Genomic DNA, 25912 nt, shown 5'->3' with positions numbered 1-25912 from the left:
CATGTTGTTCCACGTAAAGATGACCGTGAACCTGCCGCTCGACCTGCCCGCCGAGCGCGCCGCCAGCCTCAAGGCCGAAGAAAAGGCCCTGGCGCAGCGCCTGCAACAGGAAGGTAAATGGCGCCACCTGTGGCGTATCGCCGGGCACTACGCCAACTACAGCGTGTTCGATGTCGAGAGCGTGCAGGCGCTGCACGACCTGCTGATGCAACTGCCGTTGTTTCCCTATATGGCCATCGAAGTGAATGCGCTGTGTCGGCATCCATCGTCGATCCATGCGGACGACCGCTGAGCCTGTTCGCACCCAATAATTACAAGATGAGGATTGCACCATGTCCATTCGACTGTCCCAGACTGCCCACGCCCAGCAGTTTCTCGAAGACGCCAGCGGTCACCGAAGCGAAGGCGGCAACCCGCGCGCCAAGGCGCTGATCTATCGGATCCTGCGCGACACCGTGAACATCATCGAAGACCTGGAAGTGACCCCGCAGGAGTTCTGGACGGCGGTCAACTACCTCAACGAGTTGGGTAAGCACCAGGAAGCCGGCCTGCTCGCCGCCGGGTTGGGCCTGGAGCATTACCTGGACCTGTTGATGGACGCCGCCGACATCGAGGCCGGCAAATCCGGTGGCACGCCGCGCACCATCGAAGGCCCGCTGTATGTGGCCGGTGCACCGTTGTCCACCTACGAAGCGCGCCTGGATGATGGCAGCGACGATGCCGTGCCGCTGTTCATGCGCGGGCAGGTGCGCGACACCCAGGGCAAGCCGTTGGCAGGGGCGATTGTCGATGTGTGGCAGGCCAACACCGGCGGCACGTACTCGTGGTTTGACCCGACGCAATCGGAGTTCAACCTGCGCCGCCGCATCGAGACCGACGCCCAGGGCAACTATCGTTTTCGCAGCATCGTGCCGTCCGGCTACGGCTGCCCGCCGACCGGGCCGACCCAGCAGTTGCTCGACCAGTTGGGGCGCCATGGGCAGCGTCCGGCGCACATTCATTTTTTCATCTCGGCGCCTGGCCATCGGCACCTGACCACCCAGATCAACCTGTCGGATGATCCGTACCTGCACGATGATTTTGCCTATGCCACACGTGATGAGCTGATCGCCGAGATCCGCTTCAGTGACGATCCGCAACTGGCACGGGAGTTTGGCGTGCAGGGGCGGTTTGCGCAGATTGATTTTGACTTTGAGTTGCAGCCCGCCACAGCGCCGATAGAGCAGCAGCGCATGCAGCGAGTGCGAGCCCTGGAAGACTGATCAACGTGGTCAAAAAATGTGGGAGGGGGCTTGCCCCCGATAGCGGTGGATCAGTCAGTAAATAGGTAACTGACCCACTGCAATCGGGGGCAAGCCCCCTCCCACATTTGAATGGTGTTGCAGGTGCTATTTGCGCACCACCAGATCCAGCACCTCGTCCCGATCCTTGATCTTCTGCAACACAATCTCCGAACGTATATCCATCACCCCCGCCGTGCGGTTCAGGTGGTTCACGATAAAGTCCGAAAAATGCTTGAGGTTGCGCGCCTGTACCCGCAGCACATAGTTGCTGGCGCCGGTGATCACATAGGCACTGGCCACCTCCGGCCAACCCTGCACTTTCTTGATGAACGTCTCGTGCCAGTCTTCCACATCCTGGCGCAGGGACAGATGCACGATGGCCTCAAGCTCAATGCCCAATTGCTCGGCATTGAGCACCGCCCGATAGCCGCTGATCACCCCTTCGCTTTCCAGCAGGCGCAAACGGCGCAGGCAGGCCGAGGGCGACAGCGCGACTTTTTCCGCCAGTTCCTGGTTGCTGATACGCCCATCCTGTTGCAGGAAATGCAGGAGGCGCAGGTCGGTGGCGTCAAGAATCATGGTTTGAATAAATCCGCGTGTTTGGGAGTTAAATTCGAATTTCCTACAGCTTAAATAGCGCTTCACCTACCACTTTGCACGAAAATTCTCTAAAACTTCGTTCATTATTTGGTCCATCCTCCCGTATAAAAACCAGGACAGACCATGACCACCCGAAGCCATTGCCAAGCCCTCGACGCCCAGGACCCGCTCGCGCCGTTGCGCGATCAGTTCGCCTTGCCCGAGGGTGTCATCTACCTCGATGGCAATTCCCTCGGCGCACGTCCGCGGGCGGCGTTGGCGCGGGCGCAACAGGTGATCGCCGAAGAATGGGGCAACGGCTTGATTCGCAGCTGGAACAGCGCCGGTTGGGCGGACCTGTCCCTGCGCCTGGGCAACCGCCTGGCACCACTGATCGGCGTCGGCGAGGGCGAAGTGGCGGTCACCGATACCACGTCGATCAACCTGTTCAAGGTGCTCAGCGCGGCGCTGAGCGTACAGCGCGAGCGTGCGCAGACGCGCAAGGTGATCGTCAGCGAAGCGAGCAATTTTCCCACCGATCTCTACATCGCCGAGGGCCTTGCCGAGCTGTTGCAGCAGGGTTACGCGCTGCGGTTGGTCAACAGCCCGGATGAACTGCCCAGCGCCATCGACGAGGATGTGGCCGTAGTAATGCTCACCCACGTCAACTACAAGACCGGCTATATGTACGACATGCACGCACTCACCGCCTTGAGCCATGAGTGCGGCGCGTTGAGCCTCTGGGACCTGGCGCATTCGGCCGGCGCGGTGCCCATCGACCTGAACGCGGCCGGGGCCGATTATGCGATTGGCTGCACCTACAAATACCTCAATGGCGGGCCGGGCTCCCAGGCGTTCGTGTGGGTCAGCCCGGCCTTGGTGGACCTGGTGCGCCAGCCGCTGTCGGGCTGGTTCGGGCATACCCGCCAGTTCGCGATGCAATCGAGCTACGCGCCCAGTGCCGGCATCGCCCGCTACCTGTGCGGCACCCAGCCGATCACCTCGCTGGCCATGGTGGAATGTGGCCTGGAGATATTTGAACAGACCGATATGGCCAGCCTGCGCACCAAATCCCTGGCATTGACCGATCTGTTTATCGAGCGGGTCGAAGCACGCTGCGCCGTCCATGGCTTGAAGCTGATCACCCCGCGTGAACACGCCAGGCGCGGCAGCCATGTGAGTTTCGAACACCCTGAAGGTTACGCGGTGATCCAGGCGCTGATCGCCCGGGGCGTGATCGGTGACTACCGTGAGCCGCGCATCATGCGGTTCGGTTTTACCCCGCTGTACACCCGCTTCACCGACGTGTGGGACGCGGTGGAAATCCTCGGTGACATTCTCGACAACAGCACCTGGGACCAGCCGCAATTCAAGGTGCGCAACAGCGTTACCTGATAGCACCACAAAACCAGTGTGGGAGGGGAGTCAATTAAGGATTTTTGTAGGAGCGAGCTTGCTCGCGAAAAACTCACAGACACCGCGTTCATTCAGGAAGCACGCGTTATCGTTGACATTTTTCGCGAGCAAGCTCGCTCCTACAGAGGGCAAGGTACGCTTGACTGACTGGCATTAGGACTTGCCCCCTCCCACAGGGGATTTGTGACAACAGCAGCAAACACAATAATAAAAGGGGCACGCCACGTGAACACGCCAGAAGACAACGGCTTTGCAGAAATCACCCACCGCGAACTGGGGCTCAGGCGCCAGCTCACGTCCGGGCAAATGAGCATGATCGCCATCGGCGGCGCCATTGGCACCGGCCTGTTCATGGGCAGCGCCTACGCCATTGGCTATGCCGGGCCCAGTGTATTGCTCAGCTACGCCATCGGTGCGTTGATCACCTTGATCCTGATGGGCTGCCTGGCGGAGATGACGGTGGCCCATTCCACTTCCGGCTCTTTTGGCGCCTACGCGGAGTTTTACATCAGCCCGCTGGCCGGGTTCCTGGTGCGTTATGCCTACTGGGCGGCGATTGTGCTGGCCGTCGGGGCCGAGGTGACGGCGGTGGCGATGTACATGAAGTACTGGTTCACCAACGTGCCGGAGTGGGTGTGGATCCTGTCGTTCTCCAGCGTGTTGATCCTGCTCAATGCGATCAGCGTGAAGACGTTCGGCAACTTCGAATACTGGTTTTCCACCATCAAGATCAGCGCGATTGTCGGCTTCATCATCCTGGCGGTGTACGTGGTGTTCGGCTCGGGCAACCCGGCGTATGGCGTGCAGAACTACACTGCCCACGAGGGGTTTTTCCCCCATGGGTTGAGCGGCATGTGGATCGCGGTGATCGTGTCGATCTTCAGCTACTTGAGTGTGGAGATGATCGCAGTGGCTGCCGGTGAAGCGGCCGACCCGGAGCGGGCGGTGAAGAAAGCCTTTCGCGCGACGATTGTGCGTCTGGTGGTGTTCTACCTGCTGACCCTGGCGCTGATGCTTGCCATCGTGCCGTGGAACCAGGCCGGCCAGGCCCAGAGCCCGTTCGTCACGGTGATGCAGACCCTCGGCATTCCCGGCGCCACCGGGGTGATGAACTTCGTGATTCTGATCGCGGCGCTGTCGGCGATGAACAGCCAGCTCTACATCACCACGCGCATGATGTTCAGCCTGTCCCGCGCGGGCTTTGCGCCCAGGTCCATGGGTGCATTGAGCAAGAGCGGCATCCCGCTCAATGCCTTGCTGCTGTCCAGCTCCGGTATTGCATTGGCGACTCTGCTCAACGTGGTGTACCCGCAAAGCGCGTTCACGCTGATGATGGCGATCTCGATGTTCGGGGCGATCTTCACCTGGTTCATGATCTTCCTCACGCACCTGTTTTTCCGGCGCTATCGCAAGCGCCATGGCGGGCCGACGCTGTCCTTCGAGCTGCGCCTGTTTCCATACAGCACACTGCTGGGGCTGGTGCTGATGGGTGCGGTGATGATCACCACGTATTTCACTGACGCGTTCAGGATGACCCTGGTGTTTGGCGTGCCGTTCCTGCTGATCCTGAGCGCGGTGTATTACGGGTTTTTCCGCAAGGGCAGGGCCAAGGCATCGAACAAGGCCCTGGCATAACCCGGCAGGTGTTCGAACGAGCGCGCGCAGAGCAGCAGTCGGCGACAGGCCCAGTCCTCCTTGAGCGGCTGGGCCTTGATGCGATCTTCCTGCGGCCAGCGGTCCAGGGCGGCCTGCGGTACGATGCCCAGGCCCGCACCCCGGGCGACCATGCGAATCACCCCATCGAAACCCTCGGCGCGAATGCGCGTTTGCAGGCGATAGCCTGCGTGCAGGGCCTGTTCCTCCAGGTACACCGCCAGCGCGCTATTGGCTGCCAGGCCTACATGGTCGTATTGCAGGCTGTCGATGAAATTTGCGGTTTTCAGCGGATGGTCGAAGGGCATGATCAGCACCAGCGGGTCGTCGCGAAATGCCAGTGTCTGCAAGCCGTGGGTATCCACTGCATCGGAGATAATTCCGAGGTCCGCCGTGCCTTGGCGCAGGGCCTGGATAATGCGCAGGCTGGGCAACTCCTGCAGGTCGATATCGAGGTTGGGGTGTTCGCGCAGAAAGTCCGCCAGCAGTTCCGGCAGGTATTCGCTCAGCGCGGTGGTATTGCACAGCAGACGCACCTGGCCTTTGACGCCGTTGGCGTATTCCGCCAAGTCTTGTTGCAGGTGCTCGGCCTGTTGCAGCAGCAGGCGGGCGTGACGGCCCAGGGCTTTGCCGGCAGGTGTCGGCGTGACGCCACGGCGGCCACGCTCCAGCAGTTCGATGCCCATCGAAGCTTCCATCGCCCGAATGCGCGCGCTGGCGGCGGCCAGGGATAAATGGCTGCGGGCGGCACCGGCGGTGATGTTGCCGGTGTCGAGGATGTGCAGGTAGAGGCGCAGGTCAATCAGGTCAAAGTGCATGGCTCAAGATTCCCTCAGCCTCATCCAAAACAAGAGGCTGCCTCAGTATATGGCGAATGTTCAACGGCTCGGCAAAACTGCACACTTTCTGCATGATGACTTTCCTGACCTTTTACCAAACCCTCGGCCCCGCCCTGACATTGCTGGTGATCGGTACGTTCCTGCTGGCCGGTACGGTCAAGGGCGTGATTGGCCTCGGCCTGCCCACGGTGGCCATGGGCATGCTCGGCCTGGCTATGTTGCCGGCGCAGGCTGCGGCGTTACTGATCATTCCTTCGACTGTGACCAATCTCTGGCAACTGGCCTTGGGTGGTCACCTGAGCACCTTGCTCAAGCGCCTGTGGCCATTGTTGCTGATGATTGTCCTGGGCGCCGGGCTGGGCACGCTGTGGCTGGGCATGGACGGTGGGCCGTGGGTGGTGCGCGCGTTGGGCGCGGCGTTGCTGGTGTATGCGCTGAGCGGGTTATTTCTGCCGACCTTCAGGGTAGCGCCCCGAACCGAGCGTTGGTTGGGCCCGTTGTGCGGAATGATCACCGGCATCATCACGGCGGCCACCGGCGTGTTCGTGATTCCTGCGGTGCCGTACCTGCAGGCATTGGGCTTGAATCGCGACCAACTGGTGCAGGCGCTGGGGCTGTCGTTCAGCGTGTCGACCCTGGCGTTGGCCGGCGGGCTGGCCTGGCGCGGCGCGCTCGGTGGCGGTGAACTCGGCGCATCGGTGTTGGCGCTGGTGCCGGCGTTGCTGGGGATGTGGTTGGGCCAGGTGGTGCGCCAGCGCATCAGTGCACTGTGGTTCAAGCGAGGATTTTTCAGCGGCATGGCGCTATTGGGAGGCCATTTGTTGCTGAGTGGTCAATAATGAGCCCGAGCCGATAACCAGGACCGCCCGTGAAAGCCCGATCCGATGAACTACAGATCTTTGTCAGCGTGATCGAGTGCGGCTCGATTTCCGCCGCCGCCGAGCAGGTCGGCCAGACGCCGTCGGCGGTCAGCCGCACCTTGTCGCGCCTGGAGGCCAAGCTCGACACCACCCTGATCAATCGCACCACGCGGCGCATGGACCTGACCGAGGAGGGCCGGTACTTCCTTGAGCAGGCCAAGGCGATCCTGGCGCAAATGGAAGAGCTGGAGGAACGACTGTCGTCACGCCGGAAAAAACCGGCCGGGCGGCTGCGGATCAATGCGGCGGTGCCGTTCATGCTGCACGGGATCCTGCCGTACATCGGCGAGTTTCGGGGCCTGTACCCGGATATCCAACTGGAACTGAACAGCGACGACCTGATCATCGACCTGCTGGAGCAAAGCACCGATATCGCCATTCGTATCGGCGCCCTGGCCGACTCCACCCTGCATGCCCGTGCCCTGGGCAGTACGCCGCTGCACATCCTGGCCAGCGCCGAATACCTCAAGCAGCATGGCACGCCGACCACGGTCGCCGAATTGGCCGAGCATACGTTGCTGGGGTTCAGCCACACCGACACCCTCAACCACTGGCCGCTGCGCCATGCCGAAGGCGATCGCTGGCTGATCCAGCCGGGTATTGCCGCGTCCAGCGGTGAAACCGTGCGCCACCTGGCATTGGCGGGGCAGGGCATTTGCTGCCTGTCCAACTTCATGACACACAAAGACATTGAGGCCGGGCACCTGGTGCCACTCCTGGAAACGTTCAACAGCGGCTATCGCCAGCCGATCCATGCGGTGTACTACCGCAACTCGCAACTGGCGTTGCGTATCCAGTGCTTCCTGGACTTTATCCAGGCCAAGCTGGCGCGTTATGCCCGCTGATTCGTGACTGCCGCGCAAGAGTGAATTGGTCAACACGGGGTTATTCGACGCCAGGAGCTGCCTGATACTGGGTTCAACACTTACCCAGTCAGGAGCACTCTCCATGAATGTATTCGTTACCGGCGCAGCCGGTTTTATCGGCGGCTCCATCGCCACCGGTCTGGTCAAGGCCGGTCACGCCGTCACCGGTCTGGTGCGCAGCGCCGAGCAAGCCGCTGAAATGACCGCACTGGGCATCACCCCAGTGATCGGCACCCTCGATGACGCCGCCGTATTGACCAAGCAGGCGCAGCACGCCGATGCGGTGATCAATGCCGCCAGCAGCGACCATCGCGTTGCTGTCGAAACCCTGCTGGCTGCGTTGAAAGGCTCCAACAAGCCATTCCTGCACACCAGCGGTTCGAGCATCGTCGGCGACGCGTCGGGCGGCAAGGCCAGTGATGTCATTTACTTCGAGGACACTCTGCCGCAGCCGACCGCTGACAAGGCCGCTCGGGTGGCAATCGATAACCTGATCCTGGCGGCGGCCAGGGAGGGTGTGAATTCGGCGGTGATCTGTAACACCCTGATCTACGGTCACAGCCTGGGCGTGAAGCGCGACAGCGTGCAATTGCCGCGCTTGCTCAAGCAGGCTCGCAAGAGTGGCGTGGTGCGCCATGTGGGGCCGGGGCAGAACATCTGGTCCAACGTGCATATCGAAGACGTGGTCGCGCTGTACCTGCTGGCGCTGACCAGGAATGTGCCCGGCACGTTCTACTTCGTGGAAAGCGGCGAGGCGGCCTTTATCGACATGACCACGGCGATTGCCCAGGCGCTGAACCTGGGCGAGCCGCAGGACTGGCCGTTGGCCGAGGCTGAAGCCGAGTGGGGGTATGAAATGGCCAACTACGGCCTGGGCTCCAACAGCCGAGTGCGCGGCAAGCATGCCCGTGAACGGCTTGGCTGGGCGCCCAAGCGTACGTCGGTGGTGGAGTGGATTCGCAACGAGATGGTGTGATGTTCGCTTGATACCGAGGTGAAGCTATCGGGGGCAAGCCCCCTCCCACATTTGAACTGTGAATACATTCAAAGTGTGGGAGGGGGCTTGCCCCCGATTGGCCGCGCCTCGGTCCTGAAGGCTAGCCCCGCCCGGCCCAATTCCGTACCATTCCCCGCCTCATCCCCGCAATTCCCTGGTACTCCATGAACCTCACCCGTCTGCGCGCCGACGCCCTGGCCGGTCTCACCACGTCATTTGCATTGCTGCCCGAATGCATCGCCTTCGCCCTGGTGGCCCATCTCAACCCGTTGATGGGGCTTTACGGGGCCTTCATCATCTGCACCCTCACCGCGTTGTTCGGCGGCCGGCCCGGCATGGTGTCCGGTGCGGCCGGCTCCATGGCGGTGGTGATCGTGGCGCTGGTGGTGCAATACGGCGTGGAGTATCTGCTGGCGACAGTACTGCTGGGCGGCTTGATCATGGTCGCGTTCGGCCTGTTGCGCCTGGGCAAGCTGGTGCGCATGGTGCCGCATCCCGTGATGCTGGGGTTCGTCAACGGCCTGGCGATTATCATCGCGCTGGCGCAGTTGGAACACTTCAAACGTGGTGAAACCTGGCTCAGCGGGACAGCGCTGTACGTGATGGCCGCGCTGGTGGCGGTCACCATGGCCATCGTCTACCTGCTGCCACGCCTGACGCGCGCCGTGCCGCCCGCGCTGGTGGCGATCCTCGGTGTGGGCCTGGCGGTATACCTGCTTGACCTGCCCACCCGCACCCTCGGCGATATGGCGCATATCGCGGGCGGCCTGCCGACCTTCGCGCTGCCGCAGATCCCCTGGACCCTGGAAACCCTCGGCATCATCGCGCCCTACGCGTTCCTGATGGCAATGGTCGGCCTGCTGGAAACCCTGCTGACCCTCAACCTCACCGACGAAATCACCGAAACCCGTGGCTACCCCGACCGCGAAAGCGTGGCCCTGGGCGCTGCGAATATGGTCTCGGGCCTGTTCGGCGGCATGGGCGGTTGCGCGATGATCGGGCAAACCGTGATCAACCTCAGTTCCGGCGGGCGCGGGCGATTCTCCGGGGTGTTTGCCGGGGTGATGATCCTGCTGTTCATTCTGTTTCTGTCGCCGCTGATCGAGCGGATTCCGCTGGCGGCGCTGGTGGGAGTGATGTTCGTGGTGTCCCAGCAGACGTTCGCCTGGGCGTCGTTGCGGGTGATCAACAAAGTGCCGCTCAATGACGTGCTGGTGATCATCGCGGTGACGGTCATCACCGTGTTCACCGACCTGGCGACCGCTGTGCTGTGCGGTATCGTTATCGCCGCGCTGAACTTCGCCTGGCAACAGGCGCGTGAGCTGTATGCCGATGAGCACCTGGAAGCTGACGGCAGCAAACTGTATCGCCTGCACGGCACGTTGTTCTTCGCCTCGACCACGCCGTTCCTGAATCAATTCGACCCGGCCAACGACCCGGCCCAGGTGACGCTCGATTGCCGTCACCTGAGCTTTGTCGACTATTCAGCAATTGCCGCGCTGATGACCCTGCGTGAGCGCTACAGCAAAGCGGGCAAGCATCTGCGCGTGCTGCATCTCTCCGAGCGCTGCAAGAAGCTGCTCAAGCGCGCCAGGGTTCAGCACGACTGATCTTGCGCGAGGCTAGGGCCCGACCAGGTCTTCAAGTTCCTGCGCCCGGGTCTGGGTCATGTCCAGCACGCAGCCGGAACCGTTGACCTGATCGATGGTGCCGCCGGTGGCGCTGCCGGCGAAGGCGCAATTGGCGTCACGGTATTTGATCCACAGGCGCTGCAGGTCCTGCAGTTGCTGCTTGCGGTTGCCTTCCTGGGCGGCCAGTGCGGTCTTGTAGGCCTTGTTCAACCGTGCATCCTGCACCTTGGCTTCCTTGACATTGCAGCCGACCATGTCGGCGGTGGTCTGGGCGCCGTCCATGCATTTTGTCAGCGCCGGGTTGTCGGCGGCGGCGGCAGTGCCGCCCACAGCCAGAAGCAGGGCGCCGACGGCGAGTGTGGTGCGAATCATCAGTGTTTGTCCTGGCATCAATGGATGTGCAGTGTATGACTCGACCGCGCTCGTTGAGTTTCCAGCCTTTATCCGAAGGTCATGTAAGAACACCCCCTGAATTTTCATGCGGCGGCGTCGGGCATATCCCACGGCGACAGCGCTTATCCCTGCGCGAAAATTACTTTCATGAAAATTGAAAAATCACCTCGGTAATGATTTATGAGTTTCACAACCAATTCGACGTGACCCTTTCCGAGGAGTACCGCATGGCCGCATCACCGGGCTTCGGGCTGTTGGCATACGCTGCCATCGCCATCATTGCTTTGATCGTGCTGATCGCGCGTTACCGGCTCAACCCGTTTATCGTCATCACCCTGGTGTCCATTGGCCTGGCGCTGATGGCCGGGATGCCGGCGGACACCATCATGGGCTCTTATGAGGCGGGCGTCGGCAAGACCCTGGGGCATATCGCCCTGGTCGTGGCGCTGGGCACCATGCTCGGCAAGATGATGGCCGAGTCCGGTGGCGCGGAGCAGGTGGCCCGTACGTTGATCAACCGTTTCGGCGAGCGCAACGCCCACTGGGCCATGGTCTGCATCGCGTTCCTGGTGGGGCTGCCGCTGTTTTTCGAGGTGGGCTTTGTATTGCTGGTGCCGATCGCCTTCACCGTGGCACGGCGCGTGGGCGTGTCGATCCTGATGGTCGGTCTGCCGATGGTCGCGGGCCTGTCGGTGGTGCACGCGCTGGTGCCGCCGCATCCGGCGGCGATGATGGCGGTGCTGGCGTATAACGCCTCGGTCGGGCAGACCGTGCTGTATGCGATCCTGATCGGCATTCCTACGGCAATCATCGCTGGCCCGGTCTACGCCAAGTTGATCGTGCCGCACATTCACCTGCCAGCGCAAAACCCGCTGGAACGTCAGTTCATCGAGCGCGAACCGCGTACCCGTTTGCCGAGCTTCGCGCTGACCATGGGAACCCTCCTGTTGCCGGTAGTGCTGATGATGATCGGCGGTTGGGCCAATGTGATGTCCACGCCCGGCACCGGCTTCAACCAGTTCCTGTTATTTATCGGCAACTCGGTGATCGCACTGCTGGTGGCGACCCTGGTGAGTTTCTGGACGCTGGGCCTGGCCCAGGGCTTCAACCGTGAGTCGATCCTCAAGTTCACCAATGAATGCCTGGCGCCCACCGCGAGCATCACGCTGCTGGTGGGGGCGGGCGGTGGCTTGAACCGGATCCTGGTGGACGCCGGTGTCACAAACGAAATTCTTGGCCTGGCCCATGCGTTCCAGCTGTCGCCGCTGGTGATGGGCTGGTTGTTCGCCGCGCTGATGCGGATCGCCACGGGCTCGGCCACGGTGGCGATGACCACCGCGTCCGGTGTGGTCGCGCCGGTCGCCCTGGGCCTGGGTTATCCACACCCTGAATTGCTGGTACTGGCGACCGGTGCCGGTTCGGTGATCTTTTCCCACGTCAACGATGGCGGCTTCTGGCTGATCAAGGAATACTTCAATATGACGGTGATCCAGACCTTCAAGACCTGGACCGTGCTGGAAACCCTGATCTCGGTGGTGGCCTTCGGTCTGACCTACGGTCTGTCCTGCCTTTTGTAGCCGGGAGCCGCCATGGACATCCTCTACCAGATCCGCGCCCGCCAGGGTTCCTTCAGCGCCGGCGAAGGGCGTATCGCCAGGCTGATGCTCGAAGACGTGGGCTTTGCCGCGTCGGCCAGTCTGGAAGCGCTGTCGCAACGGGCCGAGGTCAGTACCGCGACCTTGTCGCGCTTTGCCCGCAGTGTCGGTTGTCGCGATTTGCGTGACTTGCGCCTGCAGTTGGCGCAGGCCAGCGGGGTGGGCAGCCGCTTCCTCGACCCGGCGGGGCTGCCGGAACAGTCGGCGTTTCATCGGCAGATTCTCGGTGATATCGAAGCGACGCTGCGCCAGCACCTGTCTGGCTTCAATCAGGACAGCTTTGTCGATGCGGTGAGCCTGCTCGGCAAGGCACGCATGATCCACGCGTTCGGCATGGGCGGCCCGTCGAGCCTGTGCAGCGATGAGTTGCAGGTGCGGCTGGTGCGCCTGGGCTACCCGATTGCGGCCTGCCACGACCCGGTGATGATGCGGGTGACGGCCGCGACCCTGGGGCCGGAGCAGGCGCTTATTGTGTGCTCGCTGACCGGCCTTACTCCCGAGCTGCTGGACGTGGTGACCCTGGCGCGCAACTACGACGCGCGCATTGTCGCCATCACCCTGGCGGATTCCCCTCTGGCCGGGCTGGCGGACGTGCTGCTGCCGCTGCAACCGGCTGAAACCCATTTTATCTACAAACCTACGGCTGCGCGCTACGGCATGCTGCTGGCCATTGACCTGCTGGCCACCGAGCTGGCGCTGGCCATGCCCGACGCCAACCAGGAACGCCTGCGCCGGATCAAACTGGCCCTGGACGATTATCGCGGCGGCCCTGACAGCCTGCCGCTCGGAGACTGAAATGACGTACGACACGCTGATTCGCCAGGCGCTGATCATTGATGGCGGTAACACGCCCGGGTATCTCGCCGATGTTGGCGTGCGCAACGGGCGTATCGAGACGATCGGCGACCTCTCGGCGGCGAGGGCCATGCATGACGTCGACGCCACCGGCTACGTACTGGCGCCGGGTTTTGTCGATGTGCACACCCACGACGACACCGTGGTGATCCGCCATCCACAGATGCTGCCCAAGCTCAGCCAGGGCGTGACCACGGTGATTGTCGGCAACTGTGGTATCAGCGCGTCACCGGTGAGCCTGCGTGGCAATCCGCCCGATCCGATGAACCTGCTGGGCGATGCCGAGGCGTTTGCCTACCCGCGCTTTATTGACTATCGCGCGGCTGTCGAGCGCGCCCACCCCGCGGTCAATGTCGCTGCGCTGATCGGCCACACGGCGCTGCGCAGCAATCATATGGACGACCTGTACCGCACGGCCACCGCCCATGAAATCGCGGCCATGCGCATGCAGTTGCAAGAAAGCCTCGACGCCGGTGCCCTGGGCTTATCCACCGGCCTGGCCTATGCCAGCGCCTTCAATGCAGACACCGATGAGGTGCTGCAACTGAGCGAAGAGCTGACCGCTTATGGCGCGGTGTACGCCACGCACTTGCGCAGTGAGTTCGAGCCGGTATTGGACGCGATGGACGAAGCGTTCCTGATCGGCCGACATGCCAGGGCGCCGGTGATTATTTCTCACCTCAAGTGCGCCGGTGCGGGAAACTGGGGGCGTAGCCCGCACCTGTTGGCGTCGCTTGAAGCGGCGGCGAAAACCCATCCGGTGGGCTGCGACTGCTATCCCTACGCGGCGAGCTCTTCGACGCTGGATCTCAAGCAGGTCACCGACGCGTTTCGCATCACCATCACCTGGTCCACGCCCCATCCTGAAATGGGCGGGCGTGACTTGCAGGACATTGCCGCCGAATGGGGCGTTGCGCTGATGGACGCCGCTCGTCGCCTGCAACCGGCGGGGGCGGTGTATTACGGAATGGATGAGGCGGATGTGCGGCGCATTCTTGCCCATCCGTTGTCGATGGTGGGGTCGGATGGGTTGCCGGAAGATCCGTTTCCTCATCCAAGATTGTGGGGCGCGTTCCCACGGGTGCTGGGACATTTCAGTCGCGATGTCGGATTGTTCCCGCTGCACACTGCAGTGCACAAAATGACCGGGCTCTCGGCGGCGCGCTTCGGCCTGGCTGAACGTGGTGAAATCCGTGAAGGGCATTGGGCCGACCTGGTGTTGTTCGACCCGCAGCGGGTGCGCGACATAGCGGATTTCAAGGCGCCGCAGCGTGCCGCCGAAGGGATCGAGGGCGTGTGGGTCAACGGCGTGTTGAGCTACAGCGAAGGGCAGGCGAACGGCCAACGAGCCGGCCGGTTCCTGGCGCGCAACGGGGATTTGCGTCGGGGTTTTTCACCCCTATAGTGGCTGCTATCAAACATGGAGCGATCACGATGCACCTAGGAAAAGTCACCCCCATCCTGCGGATTTTCGACGAGGCCAAGGCGCTGGAGTTCTATGTCGACTTCCTCGGGTTCAACGTCGACTGGCAGCATCGCTTCGAGCCCCATTTTCCGTTGTACCTGCAGGTGTCGCTGGGAGAGTGCGTGCTGCATTTGTCCGAGCACCATGGCGATGCGTCGCCGGGCGCGGCGGTGCGGATCCAGGCGCAGGGGGTGGATGCGTACCGGCAGCAACTGCAGGCCAAGGACTATCGTTATGCCAAGCCTGAGGTTGAGCAAATGCCTTGGGGCTCGCGGGAGATGAGTATCAAGGACCCGTTTGGGAATCGTGTGGTGTTTGTCGAGGAGGGCGAGGGCTGAGGTAAATCGCAGGCAATAAAAAACCGCCTTGGTAGGGCGGTTTTTTTTGCAATCCAGTTAGTGGCTTTTTTTCACACTCGGAAATGGCTGACCATCTGCTGCAGCTGGCTACCCAGCCGCGCCAGTTCCACGCTCGACTTGGCGGTCTCGTCACTGGCCGTAGCGGTCTGTTCGGACACGTCGCGCACATTCACAATGCTGCGGCTGATCTCTTCGGCCACGGCGCTCTGCTGTTCGGCGGCCGCTGCAATCTGCTGGTTCATCGACTGGATGTTCGACACGGTGCGGGTGATGTTTTCCAGCGACACACCGGCCTTGCGTGTGAGGTCCACGCTGCTGTCGGTGAGGCTGCGGCTGTTGTTCATCACGTTGGCCACTTGCTGGGTGCCGTTCTGCAAACCGGCGACCAGGCCTTCGATTTCCTCGGTGGATTTCTGCGTACGCTGGGCCAGGCCACGCACCTCGTCGGCCACCACGGCGAACCCACGACCGGCTTCACCGGCACGGGCTGCCTCAATTGCCGCGTTGAGGGCCAGCAGGTTGGTCTGTTCGGCCACGGCCTTGATCACGTCCATCACGCTGCCGATCTTGTTGCTCTCTTGTTGCAGGTGGGCCATGGCGTCGGTGGAGCGTGCCACTTCAGCGGCCAGGCGCTCGATCTGGGCGATGGCTTCGGCAACCACTTTATCGCCCGCGCGGGCCTGACCATCGGCTTCGGCGGCGGCCAGAGAAGCCTGTTCGGCGTTGCGCGCCACTTCCTGTACGGTAGCGGTCATTTCATGCATCGCCGTGGCGACCTGGTCGGTCTCGATCTTCTGGCTGTTGACGCCGGCGCTGGTCTGCTCGGTAACGGCTGACAGTTCCTCGGCGGCGCTGGCGATCTGGGTCACGCCGTCACGAATCCCGCTGATCAGTTCACGCAAGGTGGTGCCCATGCGCTGGATGCCTTGTTGCAACACGCCCAGTTCATCGCGACGGGTGACTTGGATGGTGTGGCTCAGGTCGCCGGAGGCAATGCGCTCGACCACAGCCAGGGTGTCTTGCAGCGGACGGGTGATCTGGCGGGTGATGACCCAGGCCGCGATGATGCCCACCAGCAGCGCCAGCAACGTGCTGATCAATTGAAGGCTGCGGGCCTGGGCACTTTCGGCGTCGCGGCGTTCCAGCTGGATGTCGTAGAGCTTGTCGCTGAGGGTGACGATATCGGCGCCTTGGGTGGTCATTTCGGCACGGGCGGTCACGATGTTGGCGTTGGCGGCCTTATAGCTTTGTACGGCGCTGCGATAGGCCCCCAATGCGGTTTCCAGCGAGCCCAGCGCGTTCTGTTGGCTGCTGCCGAAGACGGCGTTGAGTTTCTTCAAGCCGGCGATGGCTTTCTCGATTTGTGCGGCGGCACGGGCTTCGTTTTCTGCATTGACGTTGTTGGTGTAACCACGCACTTCGTAGCGCGCCAGCAGGAACTCTTCCTTGGCATCCGTCACGGCCTGGAACTGTGCGAAACGTTCCGGGCTGTCGGGCATCTGCTGCACGTTGGTGTCCAGTGCATCGATTTGTGCGTTGGCGATGTCGGCTTTGTCGCCCATGACCTGGCGTGCGGCGTTGCCGTTGCGGTAGGCCTCGCGCATTTTGTTCAAGGACTGCTGATAGGCCGTAATGACGGCTTTCTGTTGATTGAGCAGCTTGAGGTTTTCAGGGCTCTTGAAGCTGTCCAGCAGCTTTTGTTGCTGGGCGGCAAAGGCGTCAAGGCTGGTTTGCACGTTCTGCGCCACGGCTTCATCGCCGTTGGCCAGCATATATTGCAGGCGCACGATGCGCAGTTTGGTCAGCGAGGCGTTGAGCTGAGTGATGTCGCTCATCCAGTTGCTGCGGTCGATCAGGCCGCCCAGGCTGGTCCAGCCGGTGAGGGCCAGGATCGAGGTGAGGACAAGCACCAGGCCGAAGCCCAGGCCCAGTTTGAGGTTGACGCTGATGTTACCGAACCAGCTGTTCATCGAATGCTCCGCAAGAGTAATGTCTGTTCGCTGGACGGTGTTGTTGTTGGAGCCAGCCAAAGTGTGTAGCGCTGTATCGGCGGCAGGGCGTGAATCTGAAATGCTTTTCTCGGCGCTGTGACGAAGAGGGGGCTGGTGGGGTAATGGAAGCCGGCGTGCGGGGCTCATCACGGGTCGGACTTGTGTGCTAGTCTGCGGGCCCTTTTAGTTTTGGATGGCGCAGTAAACAGCGTTGTCCTACAGCGGAGCCTTTTCATGTCCGAAGTTAATCTGTCCACCGACGAAACCCGCGTCAGCTACGGTATTGGCCGTCAGTTGGGCGACCAACTGCGCGACAACCCGCCACCGGGCGTAAGCCTGGACGCGATCCTGGCCGGCCTGACCGACGCGTTCGCGGGCAAGCCAAGCCGTGTTGACCAGGAGCAAATGGCGGCCAGCTTCAAAGTGATCCGCGAAATCATGCAAGCCGAAGCCGCTGCCAAGGCTGAGGCCGCCGCTGGCGCGGGCCTGGCATTCCTGGCTGAAAACGCCAAGCGTGACGGCATCACCACACTGGCTTCGGGCCTGCAATTTGAAGTGCTGACGGCCGGTGATGGCGCCAAGCCAACCCGTGAAGATCAAGTGCGCACTCACTACCACGGCACGCTGATCGACGGCACTGTGTTCGACAGCTCCTACGAGCGCGGCCAGCCTGCGGAATTCCCGGTTGGCGGCGTGATCGCCGGCTGGACCGAAGCCCTGCAACTGATGAACGCCGGCAGCAAATGGCGCCTGTACGTGCCGAGCGAACTGGCTTACGGCGCACAAGGCGTTGGTAGCATTCCGCCGCACAGTGTTCTGGTATTCGACGTCGAGCTGCTCGACGTTTTGTAAGACCTGTACCTGTAGGAGCGAGCGTGCTCGCGAAGAACGTCAACGATAACGCGTAAAGCCTGGTTTAACGCGGTGCCTTTGTTATCTTCGCGGGCAAGCTCGCTCCTACATTGGCTGTTGTTTCTCATGGATGGAACTTGCCACTAAGCTCCGTCGCCGGGCGCAACGCCCGGGCATAGCAGAACAGAAACAGATTTCTCACCACTTCCTTCAGCACGCCAGGCTCACTGGAACTCAGGCCGTTCACGTCCAGATCGCCCTGGTCCTGCAATTCATTCAGCGCTTCTTCTTCTAGCACCGCACAGACTTCGCCGGTTTCCCGATGCAGGATCCGCAGGTACGGGTGTGGGCGGTCCAGCCAGGCATCTATCAAATAAGTCATGGTCGTTCTCCTTGATGGGTTTCAATGAGAATAATTCTTATTCGTAGAATAGCAAGTGTCTATTGGCGGTTTGCGATTTTTTGTGTGGGTATTTGAGGCAGATCAACGGGAGGGCGAAGCGCCATCCCGCAACGGACGCGGGATGGATGCAGCCGGTTCAGACCTTGCGCACGAACTCGGACTTGAGCTTCATCGGGCCGATGCCGTCGATCTTGCAGTCGATATCATGGTCGCCGTCGCACAGGCGGATATTCTTGACCTTGGTGCCGACCTTGACCACCAGGGAGGTGCCCTTGACCTTGAGGTCCTTGATCACCGTGATGGTGTCGCCGTCCTGCAGGACGTTGCCTACAGAGTCTTTCTTGACGGTTTCGTCGCCCGCCACTTCGGCCTCGCCATTGGCGGACCATTCATGGGCGCATTCCGGGCAGACCAGTTGGGTGCCGTCTTCGTAGGTGTATTCGGAATTGCATTTCGGGCAGGGTGGCAACGTGCTCACTAAAGCTCCTTAAAGGGCAGGATGGCTAAAAGTCGCACATTATATAGGGTTTTGTGGTCTTGCAGGCTGTATGAAATCCAAATGTGGGAGGGGGCTTGCCCCCGATTGCGGTATGTCAGCCACCTTATACATTGGCTGACCTACTGCTATCGGGGGCTTGCCCCCTCCCACATTGGTCTGTGTTTGCAGGTCTGATTTTAGTGAGTACGGGCGACCGCAAACTCACTCAGCTCAACCAGGGCATCCCGATACTCGCTGGCGGGCAGGGCTTCCAGGCACTTGATCGCACGGGCCACGTAGTCACGCGCCAGTTGCGCGGTGTACTCCAGGGAGCCGGACGCTTCCACGGCGGCACGGATGGCCTCCAGGTCTTCGATCCCGCCTTTCTGGATCGCCTTGCGCACCAGGGCGGCCTGTTCCGGCGTGCCCTCGCGCATGGTGTAGATCAGCGGCAAGGTCGGCTTGCCCTCGGCCAGGTCGTCACCGACGTTCTTGCCCAGGGTCTCGGCGTCGCCCTTGTAGTCGAGCAGGTCGTCCACCAGTTGGAACGCCACGCCCAGGTGGTCGCCAAAGGTGCGCAGGGCTTCGGCCTGTTCGGCGGTGGCGCCACACAGCGCGGCGGCGCTGTGGGTGGAGGCTTCGAAGAGCATCGCGGTTTTGCCGCGAATCACTTCCATATAGGTTTCTTCGGTGGTGCTGGCGTCGCGTACCTTCGACAGTTGCAACACTTCGCCTTCGGCGATGATGCGCGTGGCCTGTGAAAGAATTTTCATCACCGGCATTGAGCCCAGTTCGACCATCATTTCGAACGAGCGCGAGTACAGGAAATCGCCCACCAGCACGCTCGGCGCATTGCCCCACATGGCATTGGCGGTCTCGCGGCCACGGCGCATGCCGGACATGTCGACCACGTCGTCATGCAGCAGGGTGGCGGTGTGCAGGAACTCAATGGTGGCGGCCAGCAGGCGCAGGTCATCGCCTTCGCGGCCCAGGGCCTTGCCGCACAGCAACACTAATAAAGGACGCAGGCGCTTACCGCCGGCCGACGTAATATAGTCGCCAATTTTGGAGACCAGCGGCACTTTAGACGTCAGCTGCTGCTTGATGATGCCGTCGACGGCGCTAAAATCGTCCGCGACCGCGCGGTAGAAAGCTTGGGGTTGCATCAGCGACAGTCGCTCCAGAAGGGTTGCGCGGCATGCTAGGACCCTGACCCCCGGGTGTCAAGGCGCGATGGACGGCCACTTGCAAGGCCTCAATAGCTTGCGTACAATCGCGCACCCTGAACTTCCTGGGCAGCACCTGCCTTACGCAATTGCATTCGGGACGTCCATCCCATGCAGCCATGCCAGCCAATACCTCTTCTTATAAAGCGCTGGGTGAGCAGGATTATCGGAGAAATACCATGTCGTACGCAGTAATTGTTACTGGTGGCAAGCAATACAAAGTCGCCCCAGGTGAATACCTGAAGATCGAAAAACTGGAAATCGCTACTGGCGAATCCGTGACTTTTGATCGCGTTCTGTTGGTCGCCAATGGCGATGACGTGAACATCGGCGCTCCAGTGGTTGCTGGCGCTACCGTTGTGGCTGAAGTGATTTCCCAAGGTCGTCACGATAAAATCCGCATCATCAAGTTCCGTCGTCGTAAGCACCACATGAAGCGTATGGGCCACCGCCAGTGGTACACCGAGATCAAAATCACCGGTATTCAGGCTTAATTTCAGCCTAATTCCTCACTAGGAGAATTGACTCATGGCACACAAAAAAGCTGGTGGTAGTACCCGTAACGGTCGCGACTCAGAAGCCAAACGCCTTGGCGTTAAGATGTATGGCGGCCAGAAAATCATTCCGGGCAACATCATCGTGCGTCAGCGCGGCACCCAATTCCACGCCGGTTACGGTGTAGGCATGGGTAAGGATCACACCCTCTTCGCTAAAATCGAAGGCGTGATCAAGTTCGAAGTAAAGGGCGCGTTCAACCGCCGTTACGTGAGCGTTGTCGCAGCTTAATTGCGAGATCGCTGGAAAAGCCCTGTCTCGCGACGGGGCTTTTTCGTTTGTGGGGTGAGTCTCTTGCAAAGCTGTTTGTGATGGGCTCCGGGGCTGGATTTGCGGTCGCTGATTGAGGTCGCTACGCTCATTTTTGCAAGAGTCTTATGTCTTGGTTTTTTAAGCTCGTCCGTGCGGCGAGAGGCGTTTTGTTATGAAGTTCGTTGATGAAGTTTCCATCCGAGTAAAAGCAGGCGACGGCGGTAACGGTTGCATGAGTTTCCGCCGCGAAAAGTTCATCGAAAACGGTGGCCCCAACGGCGGTGACGGCGGTGACGGCGGTTCCATCTACCTGATGGCCGACGAAAACCTCAACACCCTGGTCGACTACCGTTACACCCGGCACTTCGATGCCGAGCGTGGCTCCAACGGCGGCAGCACCGACTGCACCGGTAAAAAAGGTGAGGACATGGTACTGCGCGTACCGGTCGGCACCACGATCATCGACTCCGCTACCCAGGAAGTCATCGGCGACCTGACCAAGGCCGGCCAGAAGCTGATGGTGGTGCAGGGTGGCTGGCACGGTCTGGGTAACACCCGATTCAAGTCCAGTACCAACCGTGCACCGCGCCAGACCACCCCTGGCAAGCCGGGCGAGCAGCGCGATCTCAAGCTGGAAATGAAAGTTCTCGCCGACGTAGGCCTGCTGGGCCTGCCGAACGCCGGCAAAAGTACCTTCATCCGCTCGGTCTCGGCCGCCAAGCCGAAAGTCGCCGACTACCCGTTCACCACCCTGGTGCCAAACCTGGGCGTGGTCAGCGTCGACCGTTGGAAAAGCTTTGTGATCGCCGACATTCCAGGCCTGATCGAAGGGGCTTCCGACGGCGCCGGCCTGGGGATTCGCTTCCTCAAGCACTTGTCGCGTACCCGTTTGCTGCTGCACCTCGTCGACATGGCACCGCTGGATGACACCAGTGCAGCCGACGCCGCCGAAGTCATCGTCAGCGAGCTGACCAAGTTCAGCCCGGCCCTGGCCGAGCGTGATCGCTGGCTGGTGCTGAACAAGTGCGACCAGATCCTTGAAGAAGAGCACGAAGAGCGCGTCAAGGAAATCGTCGACCGCCTGGAGTGGGAAGGTCCGGTCTACGTGATCTCGGCCATCGCCAAAGAAGGCACCGAACGCCTGACCCGCGACATCATGCGCTACCTCGAAGACCGTGCCGACCGCCTCGCGGCCGACTCGGTATTCAAGGCCGAGCTGGCCGAACTCGATCAGCAGATCGAAGACGAAGCCCGTGCCCAGTTGCAGGCCCTGGACGACCAGCGTGCCCTGCGCCGCAGCGGCGTGAAGTCGGTCCATGACATCGGCGACGATGATTGGGACGAAGAAGACGTGGATGACGAAGACGGTCCGGAAATCATTTACGTGCGTGACTGATTCGTTGCGATAAACTTGAACGCCGCTCCTTTGGAGCGGCGTTTTGGTATCCGGGTATAACGTTATGGGCGGCGCTGGGTCGCGCGGCCCTCACTCTAAGGTTGAAGATGATGCGGAGCAAAGTGACAGGTGCGCAGCGCTGGGTCGTAAAGATCGGCAGCGCGTTGTTGACGGCCGATGGCAAAGGGCTGGATCGCGCGGCCATGAGTGTCTGGGTCGAGCAGATGGTGGCCTTGCATGAGGCCGGTGTCGAGTTGGTGCTGGTGTCGTCCGGTGCGGTTGCCGCCGGGATGAGCCGCCTCGGCTGGACCGCGCGACCCAGCGCGATGCACGAGCTGCAAGCCGCCGCCGCCATCGGCCAGATGGGCCTGGTGCAGGCCTGGGAATCCAGTTTCGCCGAGCACGGCCGCCACACGGCACAGATCCTGCTGACCCACGACGACCTGTCCGACCGCAAGCGCTACCTCAATGCCCGCAGCACCTTGCGCGCATTGGTGGAGCTCAAGGTCATCCCGGTGATCAACGAAAACGACACCGTGGTCACCGATGAGATCCGCTTCGGCGACAACGACACCCTGGCCGCCCTGGTGGCCAACCTGGTGGAAGCCGACCTGCTGGTGATCCTCACCGACCGCGACGGCATGTTCGACGCCGACCCGCGCAACAACCCCGACGCCCAGCTTATTTACGAAGCCCGCGCCGATGACCCGGCGTTGGACGCCGTGGCCGGCAGTGTCGGCGGCGCATTGGGCCGTGGCGGCATGCAGACCAAGTTGCGTGCCGCCCGCCTGGCCGCGCGTTCCGGGGCCCATACCATCATCGTCGGCGGGCGCCTTGCGCGCGTGCTGGACCGTCTCAAGGCCGGGGAGCGCATTGGGACGCTGCTGTCGCCGGAGCGCGGCATGCTGGCGGCGCGCAAGCAGTGGCTGGCCGGGCACCTGCAAACCCGTGGCACCCTGGTACTGGACGCCGGCGCGGTGTCGGCGCTGTCCCAGGGCAACAAGAGCTTGCTGCCGGTAGGCGTCAAGTTGGTGCAGGGCAGCTTCCGCCGAGGTGAGATGGTGGTGTGCGTGGCGCCGGATGGGCGTGAGATCGCTCGCGGACTGGCGAACTACAGTGCCCTGGAAGCGCAAAAGATTATTGGACAATCGTCCGACGCGATTGTCGGACTCTTGGGTTACATGGCCGAGCCGGAACTGGTTCACCGCGACAACCTGATCCTGGTTTAAGCAAAGGAATACACGATGCGTTTAGTGAAGGGATTGCTCGGCCTGCTGCTGGCCATGCCACTGCTGGCCTCGGCCGAAGAAGTCGGCCAGGTGTCGACCGTGTTCAAGTTTGTCGGCCCCAATGACCGGATCGTCGTCGAAGCCTTCGATGACCCCAAGGTCGACGGCGTGACGTGTTACCTGTCGCGCGCCAAGACTGGCGGCGTGAAAGGCGGCCTGGGCCTGGCCGAAGACCGCGCCGAAGCCTCGATCGCCTGCCGCCAGGTCGGCCCGATCCACTTCAAGGGCGAACTCAAGGACGGCGACGAAGTGTTCAAGGAGCGCACCTCGCTGGTGTTCAAGACCATGCAGGTGGTGCGTTTTCTCGACAAGAAGCGCAATACCCTGGTTTACCTGGTCTACAGCGACCGCCTGATCGAAGGCAGCCCGCAGAACGCGGTGACGGCGATTCCAATACTGCCGTGGCCAACCGCTCAGTAACCGGCGGGCGAGTTTTTTAATCGGCATCTATGCTTGCAGGCTTGTGGTCTGTAATCTCGAATGGCTGCAATGCGAAGAACATGGATATCTGGAGTTCGACATGAGTGCTTTCCACGACCTGAAACTCAAAGCGTTGGACGGACAAGAGCTGCCGCTGGCGCCCTTCAAGGGCCACGTCGTGCTGGTGGTCAACGTCGCCTCCAAATGCGGTCTGACCCCGCAATATGCGGCCCTGGAGAACCTCTACCAGCAATACAAGGACCAGGGCTTCACCGTGCTGGGCCTTCCCTGCAATCAATTTGCAGGGCAGGAGCCGGGTACCGAGCAAGAGATTCAGGCGTTCTGCAGCCTCAACTACGGGGTGACGTTCCCGCTTGGCAGCAAGCTTGAGGTGAACGGCCCCGATCGTCATCAGCTGTACCGCCTGCTGGCGGGCGAGGGCGCCGAGTTTCCTGGGGATATCACCTGGAATTTCGAGAAGTTCCTGCTCGGCAAGGATGGCCGTGTACTTGCGCGCTTCTCGCCGCGTACGCCGCCGGAAGATCCTTCGATCATCCAGGCCATCGAAAAAGCCCTGGCCTGAATCCCCTCACTGTAGGAGCGAGCTTGCTCGCGAAAATCGCCAACGGTGACGCGTACTCTGGATTTACGCGCTGCCCTCCGGCTCTTCGCGAGCAAGCTCGCTCCTACAGGTATTCGGTTGCTTTTATCGCCTTAATCACCCAGATCAATAGTGCTACCCAGCGCTGCCTGCCCTCCATATTATCTGCATCATAAATTCAGTCTTTCGTGGAGTGCCCCCATGCCTGTCCAAGCCTTGTTCAAACCTTTCCAGCTCGGTGCACTGCAACTGTCGACCCGCGTGGTCATGGCACCGATGACGCGTTCGTTTTCACCCGGCGGCGTACCCAATTCCAAGGTGATCGAGTACTACCGCCGGCGCGCCGCCGCCGGTGTGGGCCTGATCATCACCGAAGGCACCGTGGTCGGCCATCCAGCCTCCAATGGCTACCCCAACGTGCCGCATTTCTACGGCGAAGCGGCGTTGGCCGGCTGGAAGAAAGTGGTCGAAGCGGTCCACGCCGAAGGCGGCAAGATTGTTCCGCAGTTGTGGCATGTAGGCAGTGTGCGTCGTATCGGGACAGAACCTGACGCCAGCGTGCCAGCCTATGGCCCGATGGAAAAACTCAAGGAGGGCGCCGTAGTCGTCCATGGCATGACCACCCAGGACATCAAGGACGTGATCAATGCCTTCGCCCAGGCGGCCAAGGATGCCCAAAGCATCGGCATGGACGGTGTGGAAATCCACGGCGCCCACGGCTACCTGGTCGACCAGTTCTTCTGGGAAGGCAGCAACCAGCGCACCGACGAATACGGCGGCAGCCTGGCCAATCGCTCGCGCTTCGCCATCGAACTGATCCAGGCCACCCGCGCTGCGGTCGGCCCGGACTTCCCGATCATCTTGCGTTTTTCCCAGTGGAAGCAACAGGACTACACCGCGCGCCTGGTGCAAACCCCCGAGGCGTTGGGCGAATTCCTCAAGCCGTTGTCCGACGCCGGCGTGGATATTTTCCATTGCTCCACGCGCCGGTTCTGGGAGCCGGAGTTCGAAGGTTCCGACCTCAACCTGGCCGGCTGGACCCGCCAGCTTACGGGCAAGCCGACGATTACCGTGGGCAGCGTCGGCCTGGACGGCGAGTTCCTGCAGTTCATGGTCAACACCGACAAAGTCGCACAGCCGGCCAGCCTGGAAAAACTGCTCGAGCGCCTGAATAACGACGAGTTCGATCTGGTCGCCGTGGGCCGTGCGCTGCTGGTGGATCCGGACTGGGCAGTGAAGGTACGTGAAGGCCGAGAGGCCGACATTCTGCCGTTCAGTCGTGAGGCGTTGACGAGCCTGGTGTAAATGGCGGTGCTCCCCGTGAACGTCACGGGGAGCCGGTCTGCAACCTCAGTACTCCAACCCTTTCTTCAGCTCTCGGCTGTGATCGGTCCTTTGCCCGTCCTTACGTGCAGATTGGTCGTAGGTGGGGGGCTCGGCCCTGGACTTGTCCAATATCTGTTGCTGGCGCGTCCACTCCGCCGTCGGCATGTTGACGCCGTTGCGCACACCCATTCCATAAGTTGACATTTTCATTG

At 61.5% G+C, this 25912-nt stretch carries 27 protein-coding genes and 2 pseudogenes; 20 read left to right on the top strand and 9 right to left on the bottom strand.

The window, feature by feature from the left end; translation table 11 throughout:
• Window position 1: 1 nt before the first annotated feature.
• Window positions 2-292, top strand: a complete 291-nt coding sequence (catC, locus tag TU82_RS15650; RefSeq protein ID WP_057724045.1) for a muconolactone Delta-isomerase — start codon at window positions 2-4, stop codon at window positions 290-292.
• A gap of 40 nt (window positions 293-332) precedes the next feature.
• Complete coding sequence (catA, locus tag TU82_RS15645; protein WP_057724044.1) at window positions 333-1262, top strand: catechol 1,2-dioxygenase; 930 nt, start codon at window positions 333-335, stop codon at window positions 1260-1262.
• A 126-nt stretch (window positions 1263-1388) separates the two neighbouring features.
• Here catA and TU82_RS15640 read toward each other — a convergent pair whose 3' ends face one another.
• Window positions 1389-1862 carry an Lrp/AsnC family transcriptional regulator gene (locus tag TU82_RS15640; RefSeq protein ID WP_017531067.1) on the bottom strand — a complete coding sequence of 158 codons (474 nt, stop codon included), beginning with the start codon at window positions 1860-1862 and terminating at the stop codon, window positions 1389-1391.
• Window positions 1863-2006: 144 nt separating this feature from the next.
• Here TU82_RS15640 and kynU point away from each other — a divergent pair, with 144 nt between their 5' ends.
• The gene (gene kynU, locus TU82_RS15635) at window positions 2007-3257 is read left to right on the top strand and encodes a kynureninase (protein ID WP_057724043.1); all 1251 of its coding nucleotides are present in this window, start codon (window positions 2007-2009) and stop codon (window positions 3255-3257) included.
• A 246-nt stretch (window positions 3258-3503) separates the two neighbouring features.
• A complete protein-coding gene (locus TU82_RS15630) occupies window positions 3504-4913 on the top strand; it encodes an amino acid permease (RefSeq protein ID WP_057724042.1) in 1410 nt (469 codons plus the stop codon).
• Here the strand turns inward: TU82_RS15630 and TU82_RS15625 are convergent.
• The gene (locus TU82_RS15625) at window positions 4859-5749 is read right to left on the bottom strand and encodes a LysR substrate-binding domain-containing protein (protein WP_057724041.1); all 891 of its coding nucleotides are present in this window, start codon (window positions 5747-5749) and stop codon (window positions 4859-4861) included. The genes TU82_RS15630 and TU82_RS15625 overlap by 55 nt on opposite strands.
• A 92-nt stretch (window positions 5750-5841) precedes the next feature.
• Between TU82_RS15625 and TU82_RS15620 the strand changes: the two genes are divergently transcribed.
• The 4 genes from TU82_RS15620 to TU82_RS15605 all read left to right on the top strand — a co-directional run bounded on the left by TU82_RS15620 (window position 5842) and on the right by TU82_RS15605 (window position 10163).
• Window positions 5842-6609, top strand: coding sequence for a sulfite exporter TauE/SafE family protein (locus TU82_RS15620; protein WP_057724106.1), 768 nt, complete (start codon window positions 5842-5844; stop codon window positions 6607-6609).
• A gap of 29 nt (window positions 6610-6638) precedes the next feature.
• Window positions 6639-7535: a LysR family transcriptional regulator gene (locus TU82_RS15615; protein WP_057724040.1), complete on the top strand. Its 897-nt coding sequence runs from the start codon at window positions 6639-6641 to the stop codon at window positions 7533-7535.
• 103 nt (window positions 7536-7638) lie between these two features.
• Window positions 7639-8532 carry an NAD-dependent epimerase/dehydratase family protein gene (locus TU82_RS15610; protein WP_057724039.1) on the top strand — a complete coding sequence of 298 codons (894 nt, stop codon included), beginning with the start codon at window positions 7639-7641 and terminating at the stop codon, window positions 8530-8532.
• A gap of 185 nt (window positions 8533-8717) precedes the next feature.
• The gene (locus TU82_RS15605) at window positions 8718-10163 is read left to right on the top strand and encodes a SulP family inorganic anion transporter (RefSeq protein WP_057724038.1); all 1446 of its coding nucleotides are present in this window, start codon (window positions 8718-8720) and stop codon (window positions 10161-10163) included.
• 12 nt (window positions 10164-10175) lie between these two features.
• Here TU82_RS15605 and TU82_RS15600 read toward each other — a convergent pair whose 3' ends face one another.
• The gene (locus TU82_RS15600; RefSeq protein ID WP_057724037.1) at window positions 10176-10556 is read right to left on the bottom strand and encodes a lysozyme inhibitor LprI family protein; all 381 of its coding nucleotides are present in this window, start codon (window positions 10554-10556) and stop codon (window positions 10176-10178) included.
• A 248-nt stretch (window positions 10557-10804) separates the two neighbouring features.
• Here TU82_RS15600 and TU82_RS15595 point away from each other — a divergent pair, with 248 nt between their 5' ends.
• The 4 genes from TU82_RS15595 to TU82_RS15580 are packed head-to-tail and all read left to right on the top strand — an operon-like array spanning window position 10805 to window position 14890.
• A complete protein-coding gene (locus TU82_RS15595) occupies window positions 10805-12154 on the top strand; it encodes a GntT/GntP/DsdX family permease (protein ID WP_197678326.1) in 1350 nt (449 codons plus the stop codon).
• Window positions 12155-12166: 12 nt separating this feature from the next.
• Window positions 12167-13027: a MurR/RpiR family transcriptional regulator gene (locus TU82_RS15590; protein ID WP_057724035.1), complete on the top strand. Its 861-nt coding sequence runs from the start codon at window positions 12167-12169 to the stop codon at window positions 13025-13027.
• A 1-nt stretch (window position 13028) separates the two neighbouring features.
• Window positions 13029-14492: an N-acyl-D-amino-acid deacylase family protein gene (locus tag TU82_RS15585; protein WP_057724034.1), complete on the top strand. Its 1464-nt coding sequence runs from the start codon at window positions 13029-13031 to the stop codon at window positions 14490-14492.
• Window positions 14493-14521: 29 nt separating this feature from the next.
• Window positions 14522-14890 (top strand): glyoxalase superfamily protein, encoded by a 369-nt coding sequence (locus tag TU82_RS15580; RefSeq protein WP_057724033.1) that lies wholly within the window; start codon window positions 14522-14524, stop codon window positions 14888-14890.
• 71 nt (window positions 14891-14961) lie between these two features.
• Here the strand turns inward: TU82_RS15580 and TU82_RS29590 are convergent.
• Both TU82_RS29590 and TU82_RS29585 read right to left on the bottom strand, forming a co-directional pair.
• Window positions 14962-15555: pseudogene (locus TU82_RS29590) on the bottom strand (methyl-accepting chemotaxis protein); the annotation flags it as partial.
• A gap of 261 nt (window positions 15556-15816) precedes the next feature.
• Window positions 15817-16881, bottom strand: a pseudogene (locus TU82_RS29585) (methyl-accepting chemotaxis protein); the annotation flags it as partial.
• 255 nt (window positions 16882-17136) lie between these two features.
• On the opposite strand from TU82_RS29585, the gene bamJ reads away from it, so the two are divergent.
• Entirely contained in the window at window positions 17137-17754 is a 618-nt protein-coding gene (gene bamJ, locus TU82_RS15570; protein ID WP_003176055.1) for a BamJ family beta-barrel-assembly machinery protein, read from the top strand.
• A 124-nt stretch (window positions 17755-17878) separates the two neighbouring features.
• Here bamJ and TU82_RS15565 read toward each other — a convergent pair whose 3' ends face one another.
• From TU82_RS15565 to TU82_RS15555, 3 genes are all read right to left on the bottom strand, one after another.
• The gene (locus TU82_RS15565; protein WP_057724031.1) at window positions 17879-18136 is read right to left on the bottom strand and encodes a PA4570 family protein; all 258 of its coding nucleotides are present in this window, start codon (window positions 18134-18136) and stop codon (window positions 17879-17881) included.
• Between the two features lie 157 nt (window positions 18137-18293).
• On the bottom strand, window positions 18294-18635 hold the full coding sequence (locus tag TU82_RS15560) for a zinc ribbon domain-containing protein YjdM (protein ID WP_005791320.1): 342 nt from the start codon (window positions 18633-18635) through the stop codon (window positions 18294-18296).
• 197 nt (window positions 18636-18832) lie between these two features.
• Complete coding sequence (locus tag TU82_RS15555; RefSeq protein WP_057724030.1) at window positions 18833-19801, bottom strand: polyprenyl synthetase family protein; 969 nt, start codon at window positions 19799-19801, stop codon at window positions 18833-18835.
• A 239-nt stretch (window positions 19802-20040) separates the two neighbouring features.
• On the opposite strand from TU82_RS15555, the gene rplU reads away from it, so the two are divergent.
• From rplU to TU82_RS15520, 7 genes are all read left to right on the top strand, one after another.
• Window positions 20041-20355, top strand: a complete 315-nt coding sequence (rplU, locus tag TU82_RS15550) for a 50S ribosomal protein L21 (protein ID WP_003230856.1) — start codon at window positions 20041-20043, stop codon at window positions 20353-20355.
• Window positions 20356-20389: 34 nt separating this feature from the next.
• Entirely contained in the window at window positions 20390-20647 is a 258-nt protein-coding gene (rpmA, locus tag TU82_RS15545) for a 50S ribosomal protein L27 (protein ID WP_003176049.1), read from the top strand.
• Window positions 20648-20840: 193 nt separating this feature from the next.
• On the top strand, window positions 20841-22064 hold the full coding sequence (gene cgtA, locus TU82_RS15540) for an Obg family GTPase CgtA (RefSeq protein WP_057724029.1): 1224 nt from the start codon (window positions 20841-20843) through the stop codon (window positions 22062-22064).
• A gap of 110 nt (window positions 22065-22174) precedes the next feature.
• Window positions 22175-23293 (top strand): glutamate 5-kinase, encoded by a 1119-nt coding sequence (gene proB, locus TU82_RS15535; protein WP_057724028.1) that lies wholly within the window; start codon window positions 22175-22177, stop codon window positions 23291-23293.
• 15 nt (window positions 23294-23308) lie between these two features.
• Window positions 23309-23773, top strand: a complete 465-nt coding sequence (locus tag TU82_RS15530) for a CreA family protein (protein WP_057724027.1) — start codon at window positions 23309-23311, stop codon at window positions 23771-23773.
• Between the two features lie 100 nt (window positions 23774-23873).
• Window positions 23874-24356 carry a glutathione peroxidase gene (locus TU82_RS15525; RefSeq protein ID WP_057724026.1) on the top strand — a complete coding sequence of 161 codons (483 nt, stop codon included), beginning with the start codon at window positions 23874-23876 and terminating at the stop codon, window positions 24354-24356.
• A gap of 219 nt (window positions 24357-24575) precedes the next feature.
• Complete coding sequence (locus TU82_RS15520; protein WP_057724025.1) at window positions 24576-25679, top strand: NADH:flavin oxidoreductase; 1104 nt, start codon at window positions 24576-24578, stop codon at window positions 25677-25679.
• Between the two features lie 45 nt (window positions 25680-25724).
• On the opposite strand, the gene TU82_RS15515 is transcribed toward TU82_RS15520, so the two are convergent.
• Window positions 25725-25904 (bottom strand): hypothetical protein, encoded by a 180-nt coding sequence (locus TU82_RS15515; protein WP_057724024.1) that lies wholly within the window; start codon window positions 25902-25904, stop codon window positions 25725-25727.
• Window positions 25905-25912 lie beyond the last annotated feature (8 nt).

The organism is Pseudomonas orientalis (assembly GCF_001439815.1).
GTDB lineage: Bacteria > Pseudomonadota > Gammaproteobacteria > Pseudomonadales > Pseudomonadaceae > Aquipseudomonas > Aquipseudomonas orientalis.
The sequence above is the reverse complement of the archived record's forward strand: the minus strand, read 5'-3'. Positions and strand labels throughout refer to the sequence as shown.

Bases quoted from the DNA above. Each gene is read 5' to 3' on its own strand.
- TU82_RS15600 (WP_057724037.1), bottom strand. From the start codon at position 10,556: ATGATTCGCACCACACTCGCCGTCGGCGCCCTGCTTCTGGCTGTGGGC.
- TU82_RS15605 (WP_057724038.1), top strand. From the start codon at position 8,718: ATGAACCTCACCCGTCTGCGCGCCGACGCCCTGGCCGGTCTCACCACG.
- TU82_RS15595 (WP_197678326.1), top strand. From the start codon at position 10,805: ATGGCCGCATCACCGGGCTTCGGGCTGTTGGCATACGCTGCCATCGCC.
- TU82_RS15515 (WP_057724024.1), bottom strand. From the start codon at position 25,904: ATGTCAACTTATGGAATGGGTGTGCGCAACGGCGTCAACATGCCGACG.
- TU82_RS15610 (WP_057724039.1), top strand. From the start codon at position 7,639: ATGAATGTATTCGTTACCGGCGCAGCCGGTTTTATCGGCGGCTCCATC.
- TU82_RS15625 (WP_057724041.1), bottom strand. From the start codon at position 5,749: ATGCACTTTGACCTGATTGACCTGCGCCTCTACCTGCACATCCTCGAC.
- proB (WP_057724028.1), top strand. From the start codon at position 22,175: ATGCGGAGCAAAGTGACAGGTGCGCAGCGCTGGGTCGTAAAGATCGGC.
- cgtA (WP_057724029.1), top strand. From the start codon at position 20,841: ATGAAGTTCGTTGATGAAGTTTCCATCCGAGTAAAAGCAGGCGACGGC.
- TU82_RS15520 (WP_057724025.1), top strand. From the start codon at position 24,576: ATGCCTGTCCAAGCCTTGTTCAAACCTTTCCAGCTCGGTGCACTGCAA.
- catC (WP_057724045.1), top strand. From the start codon at position 2: ATGTTGTTCCACGTAAAGATGACCGTGAACCTGCCGCTCGACCTGCCC.
- TU82_RS15580 (WP_057724033.1), top strand. From the start codon at position 14,522: ATGCACCTAGGAAAAGTCACCCCCATCCTGCGGATTTTCGACGAGGCC.
- TU82_RS15525 (WP_057724026.1), top strand. From the start codon at position 23,874: ATGAGTGCTTTCCACGACCTGAAACTCAAAGCGTTGGACGGACAAGAG.
- rpmA (WP_003176049.1), top strand. From the start codon at position 20,390: ATGGCACACAAAAAAGCTGGTGGTAGTACCCGTAACGGTCGCGACTCA.
- TU82_RS15530 (WP_057724027.1), top strand. From the start codon at position 23,309: ATGCGTTTAGTGAAGGGATTGCTCGGCCTGCTGCTGGCCATGCCACTG.
- TU82_RS15620 (WP_057724106.1), top strand. From the start codon at position 5,842: ATGATGACTTTCCTGACCTTTTACCAAACCCTCGGCCCCGCCCTGACA.
- bamJ (WP_003176055.1), top strand. From the start codon at position 17,137: ATGTCCGAAGTTAATCTGTCCACCGACGAAACCCGCGTCAGCTACGGT.
- TU82_RS15565 (WP_057724031.1), bottom strand. From the start codon at position 18,136: ATGACTTATTTGATAGATGCCTGGCTGGACCGCCCACACCCGTACCTG.
- catA (WP_057724044.1), top strand. From the start codon at position 333: ATGTCCATTCGACTGTCCCAGACTGCCCACGCCCAGCAGTTTCTCGAA.
- TU82_RS15555 (WP_057724030.1), bottom strand. From the start codon at position 19,801: ATGCAACCCCAAGCTTTCTACCGCGCGGTCGCGGACGATTTTAGCGCC.
- TU82_RS15640 (WP_017531067.1), bottom strand. From the start codon at position 1,862: ATGATTCTTGACGCCACCGACCTGCGCCTCCTGCATTTCCTGCAACAG.
- TU82_RS15585 (WP_057724034.1), top strand. From the start codon at position 13,029: ATGACGTACGACACGCTGATTCGCCAGGCGCTGATCATTGATGGCGGT.
- TU82_RS15590 (WP_057724035.1), top strand. From the start codon at position 12,167: ATGGACATCCTCTACCAGATCCGCGCCCGCCAGGGTTCCTTCAGCGCC.
- rplU (WP_003230856.1), top strand. From the start codon at position 20,041: ATGTCGTACGCAGTAATTGTTACTGGTGGCAAGCAATACAAAGTCGCC.
- kynU (WP_057724043.1), top strand. From the start codon at position 2,007: ATGACCACCCGAAGCCATTGCCAAGCCCTCGACGCCCAGGACCCGCTC.